This window comes from Aquimarina sp. U1-2 (genome assembly GCF_017897595.1).
In the GTDB taxonomy this organism is placed as follows: Bacteria; Bacteroidota; Bacteroidia; order Flavobacteriales; family Flavobacteriaceae; genus Aquimarina.
In genome coordinates this window covers 1-18,925 of sequence record NZ_JAGKIK010000019.1, presented here as the reverse complement: position 1 = coordinate 18,925, position 18,925 = coordinate 1, and the positions used below count along the sequence as shown (strand labels likewise).

General features: G+C 33.5%; 13 protein-coding genes. 5 read left to right on the top strand and 8 right to left on the bottom strand.

Translation table 11 applies throughout. From position 1 onward, the window contains the following. Positions 1-81: 81 nt before the first annotated feature. A complete protein-coding gene (glmM, locus tag J8281_RS17330; protein WP_210198924.1) occupies positions 82-1,470 on the top strand; it encodes a phosphoglucosamine mutase in 1,389 nt (462 codons plus the stop codon). Positions 1,471-1,535: 65 nt separating this feature from the next. On the opposite strand, the gene J8281_RS17325 is transcribed toward glmM, so the two are convergent. The 3 genes from J8281_RS17325 to J8281_RS17315 form a co-directional block, all read right to left on the bottom strand. Continuing rightward, entirely contained in the window at positions 1,536-2,435 is a 900-nt protein-coding gene (locus J8281_RS17325; RefSeq protein WP_210198923.1) for a lysophospholipid acyltransferase family protein, read from the bottom strand. A 152-nt stretch (positions 2,436-2,587) separates the two neighbouring features. After that, complete coding sequence (locus tag J8281_RS17320) at positions 2,588-3,496, bottom strand: lysophospholipid acyltransferase family protein (RefSeq protein WP_210198922.1); 909 nt, start codon at positions 3,494-3,496, stop codon at positions 2,588-2,590. A gap of 98 nt (positions 3,497-3,594) precedes the next feature. Then, a complete protein-coding gene (locus J8281_RS17315; RefSeq protein WP_210198921.1) occupies positions 3,595-4,494 on the bottom strand; it encodes a lysophospholipid acyltransferase family protein in 900 nt (299 codons plus the stop codon). A gap of 142 nt (positions 4,495-4,636) precedes the next feature. Here J8281_RS17315 and J8281_RS17310 point away from each other — a divergent pair, with 142 nt between their 5' ends. Then, complete coding sequence (locus J8281_RS17310) at positions 4,637-5,287, top strand: rhomboid family intramembrane serine protease (protein WP_210198920.1); 651 nt, start codon at positions 4,637-4,639, stop codon at positions 5,285-5,287. 246 nt (positions 5,288-5,533) lie between these two features. Here J8281_RS17310 and J8281_RS17305 read toward each other — a convergent pair whose 3' ends face one another. Further along, positions 5,534-6,670 carry a TlpA disulfide reductase family protein gene (locus tag J8281_RS17305; RefSeq protein WP_210198919.1) on the bottom strand — a complete coding sequence of 379 codons (1,137 nt, stop codon included), beginning with the start codon at positions 6,668-6,670 and terminating at the stop codon, positions 5,534-5,536. A 392-nt stretch (positions 6,671-7,062) separates the two neighbouring features. On the opposite strand from J8281_RS17305, the gene J8281_RS17300 reads away from it, so the two are divergent. Beyond that, a complete protein-coding gene (locus J8281_RS17300) occupies positions 7,063-9,426 on the top strand; it encodes a GAF domain-containing protein (RefSeq protein WP_210198918.1) in 2,364 nt (787 codons plus the stop codon). Positions 9,427-9,439: 13 nt separating this feature from the next. Here the strand turns inward: J8281_RS17300 and J8281_RS17295 are convergent, their stop codons facing one another. Further along, on the bottom strand, positions 9,440-10,615 hold the full coding sequence (locus J8281_RS17295) for a Pycsar system effector family protein (RefSeq protein ID WP_210198917.1): 1,176 nt from the start codon (positions 10,613-10,615) through the stop codon (positions 9,440-9,442). A gap of 57 nt (positions 10,616-10,672) precedes the next feature. Here J8281_RS17295 and J8281_RS17290 point away from each other — a divergent pair, with 57 nt between their 5' ends. Continuing rightward, entirely contained in the window at positions 10,673-14,377 is a 3,705-nt protein-coding gene (locus J8281_RS17290; protein WP_210198916.1) for a metallophosphoesterase, read from the top strand. Between the two features lie 25 nt (positions 14,378-14,402). On the opposite strand, the gene J8281_RS17285 is transcribed toward J8281_RS17290, so the two are convergent. The 3 genes from J8281_RS17285 to J8281_RS17275 form a co-directional block, all read right to left on the bottom strand. After that, complete coding sequence (locus tag J8281_RS17285) at positions 14,403-15,269, bottom strand: SdiA-regulated domain-containing protein (RefSeq protein ID WP_210198915.1); 867 nt, start codon at positions 15,267-15,269, stop codon at positions 14,403-14,405. Between the two features lie 60 nt (positions 15,270-15,329). Further along, positions 15,330-15,893, bottom strand: coding sequence for an NUDIX domain-containing protein (locus tag J8281_RS17280; RefSeq protein ID WP_210198914.1), 564 nt, complete (start codon positions 15,891-15,893; stop codon positions 15,330-15,332). Positions 15,894-15,966: 73 nt separating this feature from the next. Next, positions 15,967-17,058, bottom strand: coding sequence for a M42 family metallopeptidase (locus tag J8281_RS17275; protein WP_210198913.1), 1,092 nt, complete (start codon positions 17,056-17,058; stop codon positions 15,967-15,969). 165 nt (positions 17,059-17,223) lie between these two features. Between J8281_RS17275 and J8281_RS17270 the strand changes: the two genes are divergently transcribed. After that, positions 17,224-17,946, top strand: a complete 723-nt coding sequence (locus tag J8281_RS17270) for a DUF4294 domain-containing protein (RefSeq protein WP_371812632.1) — start codon at positions 17,224-17,226, stop codon at positions 17,944-17,946. Positions 17,947-18,925: the final 979 nt, after the last annotated feature.

Below are 18,925 nucleotides of genomic sequence, written 5' to 3'. Positions count from 1 at the left end.
TGTAAACTTTAGGTTTAAAGTTGTAGTAGTCTCTTTAAGCTTGTACATTTGCCCTTCATTGTGAATAATCAATCCAAATTTATGACATTAATTAAATCAATTTCGGGCATACGAGGAACCATTGGAGGGGCAGTAGGAGATAATCTTACACCTGTAGATGCAGTAAAGTTCGCATCGGCGTATGGTAGCTGGTTAAAAAATGAAACGAATAAAGAACATCCCAAAGTTGTAGTAGGGCGGGATGCGCGTATTTCTGGATTGATGATACAACAATTGGTCATGAATAGTCTCGTAGGACTCGGAATTGATATTATTGATCTAGGATTATCCACAACACCTACAGTAGAAGTAGCCGTACCCCTTGAGAAAGCTGATGGCGGTATTATTCTTACAGCAAGTCACAATCCAAAACAGTGGAATGCATTAAAGCTACTAAATGATAAAGGGGAGTTTCTAAATGCCGAAAATGGAAAAAAAATTCTGGAAATAGCTGAGAATGATGCATATATTTTTTCTGAAGTGGATGATTTAGGTAGCATCACTATTAACAACACCTATATTGATAAGCATATTGAAGAGGTATTACAGTTACCTTTGGTGAATGCTGAATTGGTGAAAAACGCGGGTTTTAAAGTAGTTGTAGATGCTGTAAATTCTACAGGTGGTATCGCTGTTCCTGGCTTATTGAAAAAAATGGGGGTTACCGTGGTAGAACTGTATTGTGAGCCTACCGGACATTTTCCTCATAATCCAGAACCTTTAGCAGCACATTTAACTGATCTATCGGCTTTGGTGGTTAAAGAAAAAGCGGATCTCGGATTAACGGTAGACCCAGATGTAGATCGGTTAGCTTTTATGAGCGAGGATGGATCTATGTTTGGTGAAGAATACACATTGGTGGCTTGTGCAGATTTTGTGTTAGGTAAAAATCCGGGAAATACGGTTTCAAATTTATCCTCTAGTCGAGCGTTGCGAGATATTACCGAAAAGCATAAGGGAAGTTATGAAGCTAGTGCCGTAGGAGAAGTGAATGTAGTCGAAAAGATGAAAACGAATAATGCAGTTATTGGAGGGGAAGGTAATGGCGGAATCATTTATCCCGAATTACATTATGGAAGAGACTCTTTGGTGGGAATAGCTTTATTTTTAACACACTTGGCTGAGAAAAAATGTACGGTAAGCGAATTGCGCAATAGTTATCCTTCATATTTTATGAGTAAAAACAAAATACAATTAACGCCAGATCTAAATGTAGATGAAATTTTGGAAGGGTTTCACAATAAACATAAGACTGAAGAAGTAACTACTATAGATGGAGTAAAAGTTGATTTTGAGAATAGTTGGGTGCATTTACGTAAAAGTAATACCGAACCTATTATTCGTATTTATACAGAAGCGTTAAGTCAACAAGAAGCTGATGACTTAGCGGCATCTACGATAACTACACTAAAAGACATAGCAGGAATGTAAACCTAAAGAAGAAGTAATTTCGCATATTCAAAACAAACATTGGTCATATCGAAGGTGCTTGTCGATTAATCTACGATGGCGCCTTCAGGTTTAGTGGCATTGCGATGTTTCCAGCGTTTGTGGGTCCAAAGATAATATTGAGGTTCTTCTTTAATTTGTTCTTCTAGCAACCTAAGATACTTTTTGATGCAATAAAATTTTTCTTCTTCTTTACTGTTTTCAGAAATAGGAATAAATTTCACTTCGTAATGTCCTCGTTTTACTTTTTTCACCTGTAGATATAAAACGATTACGTCTAAACGTTGTGCCAGAAACTCACCTCCTAAAAAAATAGGAACGTTTATACCCATGAAATCTGTCCAATATTTCGCATTATAGATTTTTGGTGATTGGTCAGATATCATTCCGTAGGCACAAACCGTATCTTTCTGTTTATCTTTAATAATTTGTCGGGCGACTTTATGGCTTGCGATTAACCTCGAATTAAATCGCCCACGTATACGATGGGCCAAACGATCAAAATATTTGTTTTTAATTTGCTTGTAAATACCAACACAAGGATGTATCGATACCAGGTCTATGGCGTTAGACCATTCAAAACTGCCGTAGTGCCCCATTAGAACGATAATGCTTTTATTCTTTTTTTCGAATTCATGAAATTCTTCGAGGTTGACTACCTTATACCGTTTAATTAATTCTTCTCTAGAAATGGATAGCGATTTTGTCATTTCCAAAAACATATCACACATGTGTTTATAAAATGCTTTTCGAATACGTCGTATTTCTTTTTCAGATTTTTCTGGAAAAACTAAGGTTAAATTACGGGTTACTGTTTTTCTGCGATAACGTATTAAATAATAAGCAATGCAATAAACACAGTCTGAAACTGCGTAAAACAATCTCCAGGGTAATTTTGATATACCTAGAATGATGGGGTATGTAAAACTGTAGATCAAAAAATGCATTTTGGGGTCGATTTAGGTGTATTCATAAAAGTTGTACAGGCATTGCCAAAGGGTTTCATACTCCTCTTAGCTTGCCTCGAAATTAAAATTCAGTTTCTTGTAAATATCTCGAGGGCTTACCACGAGGTTATTTACTTTTTTTTGGAAACCAATTAATCTATAGTAGCCCCCTTGGGTGCTTCAGAGATCGAATTGCTATGTTTCCAACGTTTGTGCGACCATAAGTAGTACGCAGGATTATTTTTTATTTGTTCTTCAAGAATGTTTAGGTATTTTTTCACGATATAAAAGTCTTCACAATTTTTTGAATCTTCTGTAATAGTAACAAATTCGGCCTCATAGTATCCTCTTTTTAGTTTTTCAACTTTCAAATAATAGACATTCATTCCTGATCGTTTGGCTAATACTTCAGCCCCTAAGAAAGTAGGTGCTTTAATACCCATAAAATCGGTCCAGTACATGGCATTATGTATTTTCGGAGATTGATCAGAAACCAAGCCATACATATATAAGCCTCTATTTTTCTCTTGGTCTTCGGTAATCTCTTTCATTGCATTTTTGGTAGTAACCACTCGCGAACCAAATCGTGCTCTAATACGACGCACAAGTCTGTCAAAATAAGGATTACCAATTTTTTTATAAATTCCTACCGCCTGAAAATCAGTTTGTAAGTCGACAACATTTGACCATTCGTAACTTGCATAATGAGCCATAAATACCATTATATTGTCGCCTTTTTTCTCTAATTGATGCAGTTTGTCCAAATTTGTCACTTTAAATCGTTCTTTCATCTCATCATTAGATATAGCCATCGATTTGATCATTTCTAAAAACATATCACACATATGCCGAAAAAATTCTTTCCTTATAGCTTTAATTTGCGCTACAGACTTTTCAGGAAAAACAAGATTGAGATTTTTGGTCACCGTTTTTCGTCTATATCGAATCACATAATAGATGAGAAAAAAAATCATTGATGAAAAACCGTAAAATAAACGCCACGGTAGTTTCGAAATAAACCACAACAAAGGGTATGTTACGCAGTAAATAAAAAAGTGCATGAACCAAATGAGTTTGATTTGCGAAAGTACAGGTATTTACCAAATAATACATGAGAAATGTTAAAAAAAAGCTAAAAAATATTAATGCTTCGGTAATGCTAGTCTACAATAGCGTTTTTAGGCATTGGTGCATTTCGATGTTTCCATCGCTTATGGGTCCAAAGATAATATTCTGGTTTATTATAGATCTGTTCTTCTAGCATGCGTAGATATGTCTTGGTAATATAATAAGGTTCACAATTTTTGGCATCATCAGTTATGGTTACGAACTCGGCCTGGTAGTATCCTCTTTTAATTTTTTCTACCTTCAGAAAAGAGACCGCCATATCTAACCTTTTTGCCAATACTTCTCCACCGGTAATTACCGGAACTTTAATTCCCATAAAATCAGTCCAGTATAAGGCATTTTTTAATCTTGGCGATTGATCAGACAGCAAACCGTAGGCACATAATCTTTGATGTACCTTGTCTCGAGTAATTTCCTTAATCACATTATGGCTATGTATTAATCGTGTATCGAATCTTGTTCTAATACGCCGTACTAATCTGTCAAAATTTTTATTTTTAATCTTTTTATAAATAGCTACTATAGGAAAATCTAATACAAATTGTGCGGCAATAGCCCATTCATAACTAGCATAATGACCCATTAATACAATGATACCTTTGTTTTTGGTTTCCAAAGCTTTAAAGGCTTCGGGATTTTTAATGTCAAACCTTTTAATCATTTCTTCTTTAGAAATGGATAAGCTTTTAATCATCTCCATAAACATATCGCACATATGTTTATAAAAAGCTTTTCGTATACGGTGAATTTCTTTCTGCGATGTGTTGGGAAAAACGAGTACTAAATTTTTGGTGACGTTTTTTTTTCGATATCTAAAAATATAGTATACCAAAATATAAAGAACCGAAGAAAATGTATAAAAAACCGGCCAGGGTAACTTTGAAATTATCAGCAAAATTGGGTATACCAGATGATAAACTAAAGATTGCATCGCATACTTAATTAAGCATACAAAGATAAAATTATTGAAAATTTTAATTCATAAACTTATGCTAATACGCATCAAAATCAGTCCTCTTTTTTAAGGTTTAAAACTGTGGTATATTTATATTTGAGTTTTAAAATAAAACTGTATGGGAAACCTTGATCTTATTGTTATTGCTATTATTGGAGTAAATGTATTAATATCGTTAAAAGGATTTAACGATTTTTCATTTTTCGAGAAGTATAAATTTAATATTGGAGGAATTCGACGAGGAGAACAAATTCGAATGTTAATGTCTGGGTTTCTACACGTAGATACGACACATTTATTTTTTAATATGCTTACGTTGTATTTTTTTGCTCCTGTGGTATTGAGTTTTGCTGGTAATGTGAAGTTTTTGGTTATTTATTTTGGAAGTTTGCTCGTTGGAAATTTATTTTCATTGTTCTTTCATAAAGACGAATATCATTATAGTGCAGTAGGAGCGAGCGGTGCAGTTTCAGGAATTATTTATGCAGGTATTTTGTTTCGTCCTGATATGAGTTTATATCTTATGTTTATCCCTATTCCTATTCCTGCCTATATTTTCGGAATAGGATATTTACTATATTCCATATTCGGAATGAAAAATCGTGTAGGAAATATTGGTCATGACGCTCATTTTGGTGGAGCAGTTGGCGGCTATGTAATCACACTTATTTTGGCACCTTGGGTGCTTGAAGCAAATCTTTTGATGGTTGGATTGCTGGCAATACCCATAGTAATTCTTTTCATTTTACAGCGATTGGGCAAATTGTAACGCAGTTGATATGGGTATATTAGAAATAGACCACCGATTTCGTAATCATCAATTTATGATACATAGTAATTCATAAGGCACTGTCTAAAATGCAAAAAAAAACAGTAAGTCTTTTAGGATCAAGAGGTCAAGACAAAAGATAATCTTATTTTGTGATGCTGATACCCCAAGGCTCTGCCTTGGGGTTGTTCATTATTTGTCTGAGGACTTGATTACTATAAGTGTTTGAAGTCGAATTCACATCGATTACAATGTTTTTTCTCCCAATAGTTCAGAGATTTTTTCTTCTAGGGCAGGCCCTCTTAAATTCTTAGCAATAACATTTCCCTTTTCGTCTATAATGAATGTTGCCGGAATCGAACGTACTCCGTATGCCTTCGCAATAGGTTCTTGCCAAAATTGTAAATGCGAAACATGATTCCAGTCTAATTGATCATCTTGTATTGCTTTTACCCAGGCTTTTTGATTTCTATCCAAAGAAACACCAATAATATTTAGCCCTTTGTCATGATATTTATGATATACTTTAACAACATTGGGGTTTTCAATTCTGCATGGTTTACACCAAGACGCCCAAAAATCAATAATTGTTATCTTACCCATGGATTCTTTAAGAGATAATGTTTTACCATCGGGTGTTGGAGCCGAAAAATTTTCTGCTTCACTACCAATATCAATACGTTTTTGTAACGATTGCGCTGTGGCCGTGTTGATTCGGGCATTCAAATCTTTACCTATTCGTGTATTTTTTAAAGTATCACTCAAAAGTTCATATTTCTCTTTTGCTTCTTTTGGATTTAGAATTTTCATATTTACCAAATCTACCAAAGCGATAATTCCAACAAGCGAATTTGAACTATTTTCGGCAATTTGAATGCGATATTCTTTCTCTTTTGTGTTTAATTCTTCAATTTTTGCTGAAATCGTATCCATTTTATCGGTTTCATTGAGTTTTGAAGCGATTTGATACTGCGTGTTCAATTGTATTTTTTGATCTGCATACGCTCTAACCGCCTTGATGTAATCAAAAAATAGTTGGTTTTCTTGTCCGCCTTTTACTATTGAAGAACGTAAGCTATCTTTGTAAAGCGTAATGTTAATTGGATTATTTTCGGCTAGATATAATACGTTACCTTTAACAGTATTAAAAGTTAAGTAATTAAAATCATAACTTTCAGCAGGTGGAAGATCAATTTTAAATTTTTCCTCTTTAATCACAGCAGTATCTATAATTACTGGTCTGTTCGATTGGCTGATTGCGTTTATATACACTTCGGTACCATCCTCAAATCCTTCGGCATCTGCCGTAATAGAATATCCTTTTTCTTTTTGTTGACAGGATAATATCATAACTACTGAAGCTAATAAAGCAATTCTTTTCATGGTATTTCGGTTTAATTTGGGGATAAAAATAAAGAAACTTATATATATACTATAAAAATTAACTTTTTGACCTAGCTTTTATTAACAATTGTGGTATTGAACTCATCTTGACTTTTGATATTCATTGTCTTTAGTGATGCAAAAATTAGATGTCTTTGCAGATATTTAATTTTATTGATTTCAAAGTGTAACAAAACTACTTAATCAATCGTCTTATTAATACGGATACATACAAACATATAAGGAAGTTAAAGATATGTTTTATTTTTGCGCTGAATCTTAGAAATGTAGTTACACGTAATTGTTAACATTTTTATTTTAATTAAATGTTAATATTTGTTTAACTAAATTAGATTGTATTATTTTTGTTAAATTACTGTAATTAAGCAGATATGAGGGTTTTAGAACAGGATTTTCCGTTAGACATATGGATTAGCTTTTCTAAGTTTTTTGAACAGTATAGAAGTTATTTGGATAGCGACAATGAACTTCTAAAGGATCGCGCTAGGCGAATTTTAAAAATTGTTGAAGAGTACCCCGAATTGGAAGAAGGCATAAAAACCGAAGAGCGAGTACAAGAATTACTACCTCAAATTCACTTGGTTCTCGAGGATTCATTTGCTCAGATTTTACAATCTAATGAAATCAAAATTGCTACGATACCTTTTAATAATACAGTTTTAAAATCTTCTAAACGTTATCAAAACATTATAGAAGCTGCAGGTCAAAACTTTGAACCACAGATTAAAAATCTGGATGAAGACCATTACTTCATCATGGGCTGTAGTATCATTTTAAATACATATTACGGGTATTCTATAGATTTTAGAAGACCCTTCTTTTATGATATTCCTGATGCCAATGGGATTATGAGGCATTACAGGATTATGTATAATGGGGATTTTATTGAAATTATTAAAACAGATAAAGCCAAAGATATAACTGATGCCGATGTCGCCGAACTTTTGGATAATTTTGATAATGTAGAGATTTGGAAAAAAAAGTTCCCTCCTTACAGTTGGGTATTTAAAGGTATTGTTTTAGCCAATATGTTTGATGTCACTACTGATGTTTCTTTATCCGATTTCAAAACAAGCCTTATTAAATATGACAAAACCGAAGGGGATTTCGTAGGAAGTTTTGAACGTATTTTTCGGGCAATTTTCAACTTACACGAGATTAAAGTTGGTTTTTCAAATTATAATCCAGAAAATCAATCACTTGAACGAGTACCCTTCAAAAATATCGATAGTTATATTTTGTACAATAAATATTCTGATTGTTGCGAAACAGCACTTTGCTCTGGAACATATGATGCTTTATTAGAACAATCTACATATTTTGCAATTTCAGATGTTAGAAAATATCAAAAACAAGCTCCTAACGAGATTATGTATAAAAATTTGGTCGCACAAAATATTAAGAGTGCGATTTTAGCTCCTATTAAAAGTGAAGGAGGAATGCTAGGTATTTTAGAAATAGTTTCACCTAATAAACACGAATTAAATAGTATAAATGCTAATAAACTTCAGGATGTAATGCCATATTTGGTAGATTCTGTACTCAGATCCAAAGCCAAGATGGAAAATGAACTAGAGCTAATTATACAACAAGAATGTACGTCTATTCATCCTAGCGTGCATTGGAAATTTAGAGAAGAAGCCAAGCGTTTTATGAGATCGCTGGTAGAAGAAACTCCAATCTCTTTTCAAGAAGTAGTTTTTGATGATGTATTTCCGTTATACGGGCAAATTGACATCAGAGGCTCTTCAGATGCTCGAAATCATGCTATTCAAAAAGATCTGGTATTGCAGCTTAATGCTATTTCTAAAGTATTTCAAAAAGTTTTAGAAACCGAAGCGCTGCCTATTTATGAACAACTAGAATATAGAACTAATAGTTATATTGCATCTATTACCGAACAGCTCGAGGTAGATACCGAACAAAAAATCGTTAATTTCATTAAAAAAGATATTACTCCACTTTTTAAACATCTCAAAAAGAGAAGTAGGGATTTAGATGCGCTTATAGATGGGTATAATGAGATTTTAGATAAAAATTTGAAAGCGGTCTACAAACATCGTAAGGCTTATGATGACTCGGTAATGATCATCAATAAAAAATTGGCATCTTTACTAGATCAAAAGCAGGATGAAGCTCAAGGAATGTACCCTCATTATTTCGAACGTTTTAAAACAGACGGTGTAGAACACAATATGTATATAGGAGAGTCTATTAGCAAACACAATAGCTTTAATAGAATTTATCTTTATAATTTAAGATTATGGCAGCTTCAGGTCATGTGTGAGATGGAAAATGCATATTATCAAATGAAAAATGATCTACCTGTTCCACTTGATGTTTCCTCGATGGTATTGGTGTTTAATACCTCACTTTCTGTACGATTTCGTATGGATGAAAAACGCTTTGATGTAGATGGTACTTATAATGCTAGATATGAAGTCGTAAAAAAGCGAGTTGATAAGTCCAGAATTAAGGGAACCAATGAACGAATTACCGAAAAAGGTAAACTTGTGGTGATTTATTCACAAAAATCAGATGAAAGAGAGTACATTAAGTATATTAACTTCTTACAATCTAAAAACTATCTGGAAGACGAAATAGAGATTGTAGATATTGAAGATCTTCAGGGAGTTACCGGGCTAAAAGCTATTCGAGTAAATATTTTGTACCATAAAGATAAAGAGGATAAAGAATTCTACACCTATGAAGATCTAATGAAAGAACTTAATTAGTATCTTTATTACACTATTGCAATGTATTAAAGGCAAGTGCAAACGATATAACAGAGGATACAATGCCAATGATAAAAACTGTATACGTTATTCTCAAAATCTTATATTTTTTATGCAACACTTTTCCTAAAAAATAGAGATCTTTTATCATAGAATCGTAGATGTATTCTTTATCATCCATTAGTTCTGTCATTGCCCATTTGTATTCATCGAGTGGCATTTTATGAAAATTCCCAAAAAACAATAGATTTACTTTTTTTTCTTCTATTTCTTTACGCGTAAATTCTCCACTAGTTACATTAGGTCGTGTAGCTAGTACAGATAGAACAATCGATACAATACTAAAAAATAAGAATATCATCGTAGGATAAATAAGATATTGATTTGATGGGTTGTCTAATTTGGGAATAAGATTAGATAGGGCAAGTGATATGATGATAGCATTTACCGATAATAAGATGTTCGCTTTTGTATCTGCAATATCACTAAGTTTAAGATGGTTTCTCAAGGTGACCCTAAATAAGGTTTGTATGCCTTTTTCTGGACTTTCCTCTTTGAGCATCTTTTTTAATTTTTCTTTCTTCCTTTCTTTCTTGATCCTGGTGTGTTCCTCGATCATTTTAGATAAATTCTGCTCTTTTTTAGGTTGCCAGTGGGTCAAAGCATATTCTGTATAATAATGATGCTTATTTTGAAAAAGATCAATATTAATTTTGAGCCATTCTGAAGAATTTAAATTACAAACATTGTTTAACTTAAATTCTTGTCGTAATAATTCACTAGTTTCTCCGTAATATGCTTTTGCAAAATGAGAAGCATCTGCATCTCTAATAATTTTTTCTGAAAGACTAATAGGCACATGTTCCATTTTTGTGGCCATAATATGCGTATTAACATTATCAATGATCTCACGAGGAACCTGGTGTTGGGTTAAAAATTCACGAGCAATTTCAGCACTGTGTTCTTCATGGTTGTCTGAGCTTCTGGAATATCCAGTATCATGTAAGAGAGCGGTTAATAATAAAACTTCTTTATCTTCGTCAGAAAGATTAACACTATCAAGAATTTCTTTCGTACTTTTAAACACTCTTTTGGTATGATCGTAGTTATGATATATACATGAATCTGGTAATTCCTTTTTAAATAGTTCTGAAACGAAATTATCGGTTTTTTCAACTAATGAAGTCATGCTATTATTTTTTCAATAACCAAAATAATTAAAAAAAAGAGATTGTACTTCACAACAATGAATAAATATAGTAAGATTCTATTGATCTGCACTTTTCTGGTAGCAAATTCATGTGCAACGTATACTCCTAAGTATGTAGTCAAAGACTTTGAAAAAACCTTACCTAATGATGAGATAGATCAAACTTTTTATCTTATAGGAGATGCAGGAGCAGCTAAACTTAACCAACAAACCAAAGCGCTATCTATCCTACAGAAAGTATTAGATACTGCAAATGCCAAGCGTTCACATGTTGTCTTTTTGGGAGATAACATATATCAGAGAGGAATGCCTAAAAAAAATGCCACTCAAAGACCACTTGCAGAACATCGAATCAATGCACAGATCGATGCTGTTAATGATTTTCAAGGGAATGTCATTTTCATTCCGGGGAATCATGATTGGTATGCAGGTGGTTTGTTAGGATTGAAGAGGCAAGAGAAGTATGTTGAGGCCAAATTAGATAAAAAAGATCCATTTCTGCCAGAAAATGGATGTCCTTTAGAAAGTATATCGATTAGTGATAAAGTTCAATTATTGATTTTGGATACCCAATGGCATCTTGTTAATTGGGACAATCACCCTACGATTAATGATGATTGTGAGATTAAAACTAAGGAGAAGTTTTTCATAGAATTAGAAGGGGAATTGAAAAAAAATAGCAATAAAACTATTGTTTTGGCATTGCACCATCCATTATACACTAACGGAGTTCACGGTGGTAACTTTACTTTCGATAAGCATCTTTTTCCTTTTAGAAATAAAATACCCCTCCCCGGATTAGGATCTCTGGTTACTTTAATGAGATCTCTTGGTGGAGTGTCGACACAAGATGTATCAAACAGACATTACAATAGGTTTATAAAGCGGGTTTCGACCATGGCAAGAAGTATCAATAAAGCAATCTTCATTTCGGGTCATGAGCATTCTTTACAATTTATAGACGACGATGGTGTGAAGCAAATAGTATCTGGATCGGGTTCCAAAGTCTCAGCGGTTTCTTTAGGTAAAAACGGTTTGTTTTCTTACCCCGATCAAGGGTTTGCAGTAGTAGATATTTACAAAAACGGATCTTCTTACGTACGATTTTACGCAAATAAAAATGATCAGGCTGTGTTGGTGTACCAAACCAGAATCCATAAAAAAGAAGAGCATAATACATATGATAATTTGCCTGCTTCTTTTTCTAAAGAAATTTCGGCTTCTATTTATGAAAAAGATGAAGTAGAGAAATCTAGTTTTTTTAAATTTCTTTGGGGCGATCATTATCGACAAGTATATGGCAAGGATATTACGGTACCCGTGGCTACATTAGATACGTTGATGGGGGGATTGTCTATAGAAAGACAAGGTGGGGGGCAAGTTACACGATCTTTGCGTCTCGTAGATAAAGAAGGTAAACGCTTTAGTTTAAGAGCAATGCGAAAAAGTGTGACCCAATTTCTTCAAAAAGGAGCCTTCAAATACACCTACCTTGGTGCAGGGTTCGACGGCACATATACCGAAGATGTGCTTTCAGACTTTTATACCTCTAGCTATCCATACGCATTTTTGGCAGTAGCGCCTCTCGCTGATGCAATAGGAGTATATCATGCTAACCCAAAGCTTTATTATATTCCGAAGCATGCTGCCTTGGGTAAATACAACGATAAATTTGGTGATGAACTGTATTTTCTTGAAGAACGACCTGGAAAAGAATTCTATAATGAACCTTCTTTTGGTCGACCAGATGATATCGAAAGCACAGATAATGTCTTTAAAAAACTAAGAAAAGATGAGAAATATCAGATTGATGAAGCTCATTATATTAGAACCAGGCTTTTTGATATGCTTTTAGGGGATTGGGATCGACATGCCGACCAATGGAGGTGGGCTCGTTTTGATACTCAGGGAACTAAAACGTACAGACCTATCCCTAGGGATAGAGATCAGGTATTTTCAAATTATGATGGCTTAATTTTGGATATCGTGAAATTTGTCTCACCACTTTCTCGTAAATTCCAGGTGTATGACCAGGACCTTAAGAAAGTAAGATGGATCAATCAATCAGGAATGCCTCTGGATAGAGCTTTGCTTCAAAATTCGGTAAAAGAAACTTGGTTAAAAGAGGCAAAGTATATCAAACAGAATCTCTCTAATGCTTCAATAGACCTGGCTTTTCAAAATATTCCCATAACACTTCAAGATACCACAATCGAGAATATAAAAAGGAATCTCAAAGCAAGAAGAGATCGTATAGAAGATATGGCTGGTCGTTATTACGATTATGTCTCAAAACACGTAGTACTTACGGGTACCGATAAAGACGATCTCTTCGAAATTAGAAGAGAAGGTCAAAAAACTATAATTAAAGTTTCAAGAATTAAAAATGGTCAAGAAACTCAACCTCTTATAGAAAGAGTTTTTGATTCAAAAGAAACAAACGAAATTTGGCTATATGGGTTAGATGATGATGATGAGTTCTTAGTTAATGGTAACGGAAAAAATCTGATCGAAATACGCATTATTGGAGGACAAGGAGATGATGTGTATACCATACAAAACGGTAAAAAGATCAAAATTTATGACCATAGTTCAAAACCGAATACGATTACCGAAAAAGGTGGAGCAAAATTCAGATTTTCAAACACTTATGATTACAACACTTATGATTTCAAAAAATATCTCGAAAAAACTAATGCGGTAACACCATTCTTAGGTTTTAATCCAGACGACGGGATTAATGTGAATATTACTAATGTGTACACGATTAAAAGCTTTAAAAATGATCCTTACCACAGCAAACACAAAATAAGGGCAGCTTATTATTTTGCTACTGAAGGATATGATCTCTCATACTCGGGAGAATTCATAAAAGCATTGGGTACTTTAAATATTACAGCTTCAGGAGTATATACAAGTGAAAATTTTGCTCAGAATTTTTTTGGCTTCGGAAACGAAACTAATAATGAAGATGACAATCTGGGTTTAGACTTTAATAGAGTGAAAATTGGTACATGGGCCTTTGGCTTAGGAATATCTAAAAGAGGTTTTAACGGAGCAGAATTTTCTATGAAAGCTAATTATGAAGGAATAGAGGTGCAAAATACTCCCGGACGGTTTATTACAGCAGGATTAGATTTTATAGTAAATGATCCGAATTTTTTTGAACGTAAATTTTTTGCAAATCTGGATCTTAAATACACTTTCGAAAATTATGATAATCCCGTAAACCCCACTCGTGGAATGTCCTTCAGTTTTCAAACAGGAGGACGAATAAATGTCGACGATACCGATCGAATGTATGGGTATCTTATTCCGAAACTTGGCTTTTATAATGCAATTACCAGAAACAGAAAACTAGTTCTTAAAACTAATGCTATTGCACATATTAATATAGGTGATGATTTTGAATTTTATCAAGGTGCTATGCTTGGTGGACTTAATGGTCTGAGAGGATATCGCGAAGAGCGCTTTATCGGGGAGAGTGCTCTGGCCTTTAGCGGTGATCTTCGCTATAGTTTTAATACGTTTAAAACAGGTTTGTTGCCTTTACAATTAGGAATATTTTCTGGATATGATATTGGCCGAGTGTGGTTAGACAATGAAAATTCTAACACTTGGCATGACTCTATCGGTGGCGGATTTTGGATTAATGCATTGGATACTATAGGCGGACAGTTAGGATTGTTTAATAGCGATGATGGGATACGGGCCACTTTTGGTTTTGGATTAAGTTTTTAAACCGGGTCAAATACGCTAAAATTTCTTATTTCAATATATACCGATATAAATTACCTCCAGATTTTTTTCCACCTTCATCAACAATGAGCAATGTAGAATCATTTACAAAGCAAATGCCTTCTTTTTGAGAATAATGTTTTAACTTAATTTTCTCAATCTTTCCTTCAAATAGATTATCCTCATTAAAATCTTCAATAAGGAACAATTTATTATACGTAAGTAGCACAATTTTGGAGCCGGTATCATTAATAGCCGCTGCGGTAACAAAGCAGTCTTTATGATCATCACAAGTCTCAAAAGTAGAAATTAATTTAGCCACATAATCACCGGGTTTGGCGGGAATTTTGTAAAGTTTTGTGGTGCCATCAAAGTCAGAGCTTCTATTTTTGGTAAATAGATATAAATGACCTTTTAAATAAATAAAAGCTTCAATATCATAATTTCTTCTCTTCTTTTTAGGAGGAAATTTTTCTTGATCTTCTAATCGAAATCGTATTTCAGATATCTTAGTTTTCACAGTAGGCAAACCTGAAACTTTATAAATCACTAAATTTTTTCGGTTGTTCCTATTGTTCCCAAAATCACCTATGTATACATGTCCATCATGGTCATATGCTAAATCTTCCCAGTCTATATTTTTGGTTTTATGTAAATCTATTTCCTTTATAATATCTCCATTAAGATCTAATGTGAAAATTGAATTATCGTTACCAGAATCATTAATGGCATATACATAATTATGTCCGGGAAGTTTTGTGATTCCTGAAACCTCTCTTACCAATTTCGAAAGATTATTAACCAATATCAAATCTGTATCTTCTAATTTTTGACAACTAACCGTTAGGACATGCAATAAAAGAAAACCAAGAATTTTAAATTTTAGATGTTGCATAGCGATATTTTAGTTTGTAATAGGAAATTCCTATTTTTAACATGTTGATTGTATTAATTCTCATGATTTGCTTCTCATTCGATTTTGTACGTGATCAAAAATTAACTGGTAATAATCAAGATCATGAGTAACGAAGTTATTATAATTTTTCGGGTGTTCAATAATGTCTTTGAGAATATCAATTTCAAATAATTTGACTTTAGAGACTTCCTCAGTCTGAAGTTGAAGTTCTTGAACTGGTGTTGTTAACTTAGAGAAATATATATGATGAAATTCATTGTCAATAATATTGGGTTTCGGGATTTTTTTTGCTAAATAAATTGAAATAAATTCTAGATCGTCCTCTGTAATTTTAAGTCCTATTTCTTCTTCGATTTCTCGAATTGCAGAATGTATAGGAAGCTCTCCGGTACCAACATGACCGGCAACCGAAACATCCCAAAGATTAGGGAATACATCTTTATTAGCCGCTCTTTTCTGAAACAAAACTTTTTGATCTGCCGTATAAAACCAAATGTGAACACTTGCGTGATATAGTCCTAAAGCATGTGCTTCAGACTTAAGTCTTTTTTCGCCAGTGGGTTTCCCTGTTTTATCTACAATATCAATTAATTCATCTATCATACTTTAAAAATAAAAAATCCTGCTTGCTTTGAACAGGATTTATTTTGGTAGTATATAAGAATATAGATTTTGTTTATTTTGCGAAGTAACTAAAGGTTTCACCTGCTTTAATGTTTAGCAAACTTTCATAAATTAATTTAATTATGTTTTCTACATCTTCTTGGTGTACCATTTCTACAGTAGTGTGCATATATCTTAAGGGCAAAGAGATTAGCGCAGAAGCAACACCTCCGTTACTATAAGCAAACGCATCGGTATCAGTCCCAGTCATCCTGCTTGAAGCCATACGCTGAAAAGGAATTTGTTCACTTTCGGCTGTTTCAATAAGTAATTCTCTCAATTTGTTTTGCACTGCGGGTGCATATGAAATAACAGGGCCATTACCAATTTTAGTTTCCCCTTGCGTTTTCTTCTCGATCATTGGGGTTGTAGTATCGTGACAAACATCGGTAACAATCGCAACATCGGGTTGAATGGTTTGTGTAATCATTTCGGCCCCTCGTAAACCAATTTCTTCTTGCACCGAGTTGGTTATGTATAATCCAAAAGGAAGCTTCTTTTGATTTTCCTTCAGTAAACGAGCAACCTCTGCTATCATAAAACCGCCTATACGATTATCCAAAGCACGACAAACAAACTTATTCTCATTTAGAATAAAAAATTCGTCAGGATACGTGATTACACAACCTACATGAACCCCTAATTTTAGTACTTCTTCTTTAGTTGAGCATCCTACGTCAATACAAATATTATCCAGTTTTGGGGCTTGTTCTTTAGATTTATCTCTAGTGTGAATCGCAGGCCAGCCAAAAACACCTTGAATAATTCCTTTTTTAGTATGAATATTAACACGCTTCGAGGTGGCTATTTGATGATCACTTCCTCCATTTCGAATGACATAAATTAGACCGTTATCTGTGATATAGTTTACATACCAAGAGATTTCATCGGCATGTCCTTCAATAACGACTTTGTATTTTGCTTCGGGATTTATAACACCAACAGCCGTACCGTAAGTATCGGTTATAAATTCGTCTACATAAGGTTCTAAGTAATTCATCCATAATTTTTGACCTTCCCACTCATAACCCGTAGGAGAAGGATTATTTAAATACGTTTCTAAAAATTGTAAAGATTTTTTATTAAGGATGCTTTTTTTGGCCATAATATATTGAATATGAAATTTTTTCTGCGAAATTAACAATATTCACATAGATTTCACGCTTAAGAACAGGTTAATTATTAATTTTGAACTTAACTTCTTTTACAGAAGGCTTAAGCATGCACGACATAAATAGTATATAAAGTTTGAAAGACCCCATTATCAATGATGTATAGATCCTTATTATATATATGGTGTATTGTGTACAACATATCATTGTATGCCCAAAAAGACGATCGAAAATCTGTTGATTCTTTAAAAGCTGAAACCTCGGGATATGTGCAATACTATATTGTTGAGGGGGATACCATTCCGCACGAGGCTATTGATCTGGATGAAGTGGTTATTTTGGGGAAACTTAAATTTGAAGACAAATTGGCAAGAAGAAAGTATTTAATTCTCCGACGAAAAACCCGCAAAGTCTATCCGTACGCCAAGCTTGCCTCAGATAGGTTAAGTACTCTTAATAAAAGGTTAGAAGAAATATCGGCAAAGAGAAGAAAAAAGAAGTATATAAAAATGCTTCAAAAATATATGGAAGAAGAATTTACCTCAGAGTTAAAAAAGTTAACACGTACCGAAGGGCAAATATTGGTAAAACTTATCCATAGGCAAACAGGAAAAACAATGTTTAATCTTGTTAAAGAATACAGAAGTGGTTGGAGAGCTTTTTGGTATAATAATACCGCAAAAATTTTTAATATTTCATTAAAGAAAGAGTACGATCCCATACATGAAGAAGAAGATTACTGGATAGAGGATATTCTACAGCGAAGTTTTCAATCGAACATATTAGAAGAACAGAAAACTGCATTAGACTTTAGTTTTTATGACTTGAGAAATAAATGGACAGATACGGTACAAAATAATGAAAAGCGTAAAATTAAATAGTAAATAACTTGTTGTATATTGTAAAAGTAATAGTAAAGAAAAGTGTTGATTCGAGTGTTTTTTCGTAATAATCTTTTGACTCCGCTTAGGATGACATAGAGAAAAATTAGTCTGGATTCAACTTGATTGAGGGTATCGAGAATAGCTTTTCGAATCCAAAATTCTACATCGTCCAGAGCTTATTGAAGGACTAGATACACTTCTTACTTCGACCGAAGCAGTTTCAAGCCGTAATACCTGCCCGCCTTTTTCTTAATAAAATGGCATGCGGGGATTTTCTAATGCGTAAAGCGGGTTAAATAATCCAATTACATTTTTAGAGTAAAAAAAGGCGAGTTTTTTCAGCTTCGAATCCATTTATTTTAGTATCTTAGGTTTCTATATTTTTTAAAATCAAACACTTTCTCGTATTCTTGAAAATTTCTCAAAAATTCATTAAAAATTCCATTGTTGATTAAAAAAAGGGTTTTAGTTTTGCGATCTCTTTTTTGGGATTAGTTTTTTGAATTTTTGTTGGATTTTTTTTGGTTTTGGAGTGGTTTTAGAAAAAACTCAAAAAAAGTTTTGGTGGTTAAAAAAGGGGTTGTATATTTGCACCCGCTTTGAGAGGCAAGCGACGTTCATAGGAAGGATTAGATGGGATTTTTACTTTTGGTTACAGGGGTAAATTAGGGTTCGACTCCCTGGCTAATAGCAAAGAGGGTTTAGTATCATTATTAAGAGTGGTGATACGAGCTTTACGAGTTCATTGATATATTGATTGACAGCGCGTATTGAAAGTATAATTTTGTATTATTTCGGCGAATGCGGAAATTTCATCATTTGCTTTCATACAAATTTTTAAGAATTAAGACTAGATTCATTTATGATGAGGTTAGATTTTACTTTAGTTGTATTGTTATTGGTATTATTATTTAAGAACAAACGATGAAGAGTTTGATCCTGGCTCAGGATGAACGCTAGCGGCAGGCTTAACACA

Coding starts and splice junctions, on each gene's coding strand:
- glmM (WP_210198924.1), top strand. CDS start 82: ATGACATTAATTAAATCAATTTCGGGCATACGAGGAACCATTGGAGGG.
- J8281_RS17325 (WP_210198923.1), bottom strand. CDS start 2,435: ATGCATTTTTTGATCTACAGTTTTACATACCCCATCATTCTAGGTATA.
- J8281_RS17320 (WP_210198922.1), bottom strand. CDS start 3,496: ATGCACTTTTTTATTTACTGCGTAACATACCCTTTGTTGTGGTTTATT.
- J8281_RS17315 (WP_210198921.1), bottom strand. CDS start 4,494: ATGCAATCTTTAGTTTATCATCTGGTATACCCAATTTTGCTGATAATT.
- J8281_RS17310 (WP_210198920.1), top strand. CDS start 4,637: ATGGGAAACCTTGATCTTATTGTTATTGCTATTATTGGAGTAAATGTA.
- J8281_RS17305 (WP_210198919.1), bottom strand. CDS start 6,670: ATGAAAAGAATTGCTTTATTAGCTTCAGTAGTTATGATATTATCCTGT.
- J8281_RS17300 (WP_210198918.1), top strand. CDS start 7,063: ATGAGGGTTTTAGAACAGGATTTTCCGTTAGACATATGGATTAGCTTT.
- J8281_RS17295 (WP_210198917.1), bottom strand. CDS start 10,615: ATGACTTCATTAGTTGAAAAAACCGATAATTTCGTTTCAGAACTATTT.
- J8281_RS17290 (WP_210198916.1), top strand. CDS start 10,673: ATGAATAAATATAGTAAGATTCTATTGATCTGCACTTTTCTGGTAGCA.
- J8281_RS17285 (WP_210198915.1), bottom strand. CDS start 15,269: ATGCAACATCTAAAATTTAAAATTCTTGGTTTTCTTTTATTGCATGTC.
- J8281_RS17280 (WP_210198914.1), bottom strand. CDS start 15,893: ATGATAGATGAATTAATTGATATTGTAGATAAAACAGGGAAACCCACT.
- J8281_RS17275 (WP_210198913.1), bottom strand. CDS start 17,058: ATGGCCAAAAAAAGCATCCTTAATAAAAAATCTTTACAATTTTTAGAA.
- J8281_RS17270 (WP_371812632.1), top strand. CDS start 17,224: ATGTATAGATCCTTATTATATATATGGTGTATTGTGTACAACATATCA.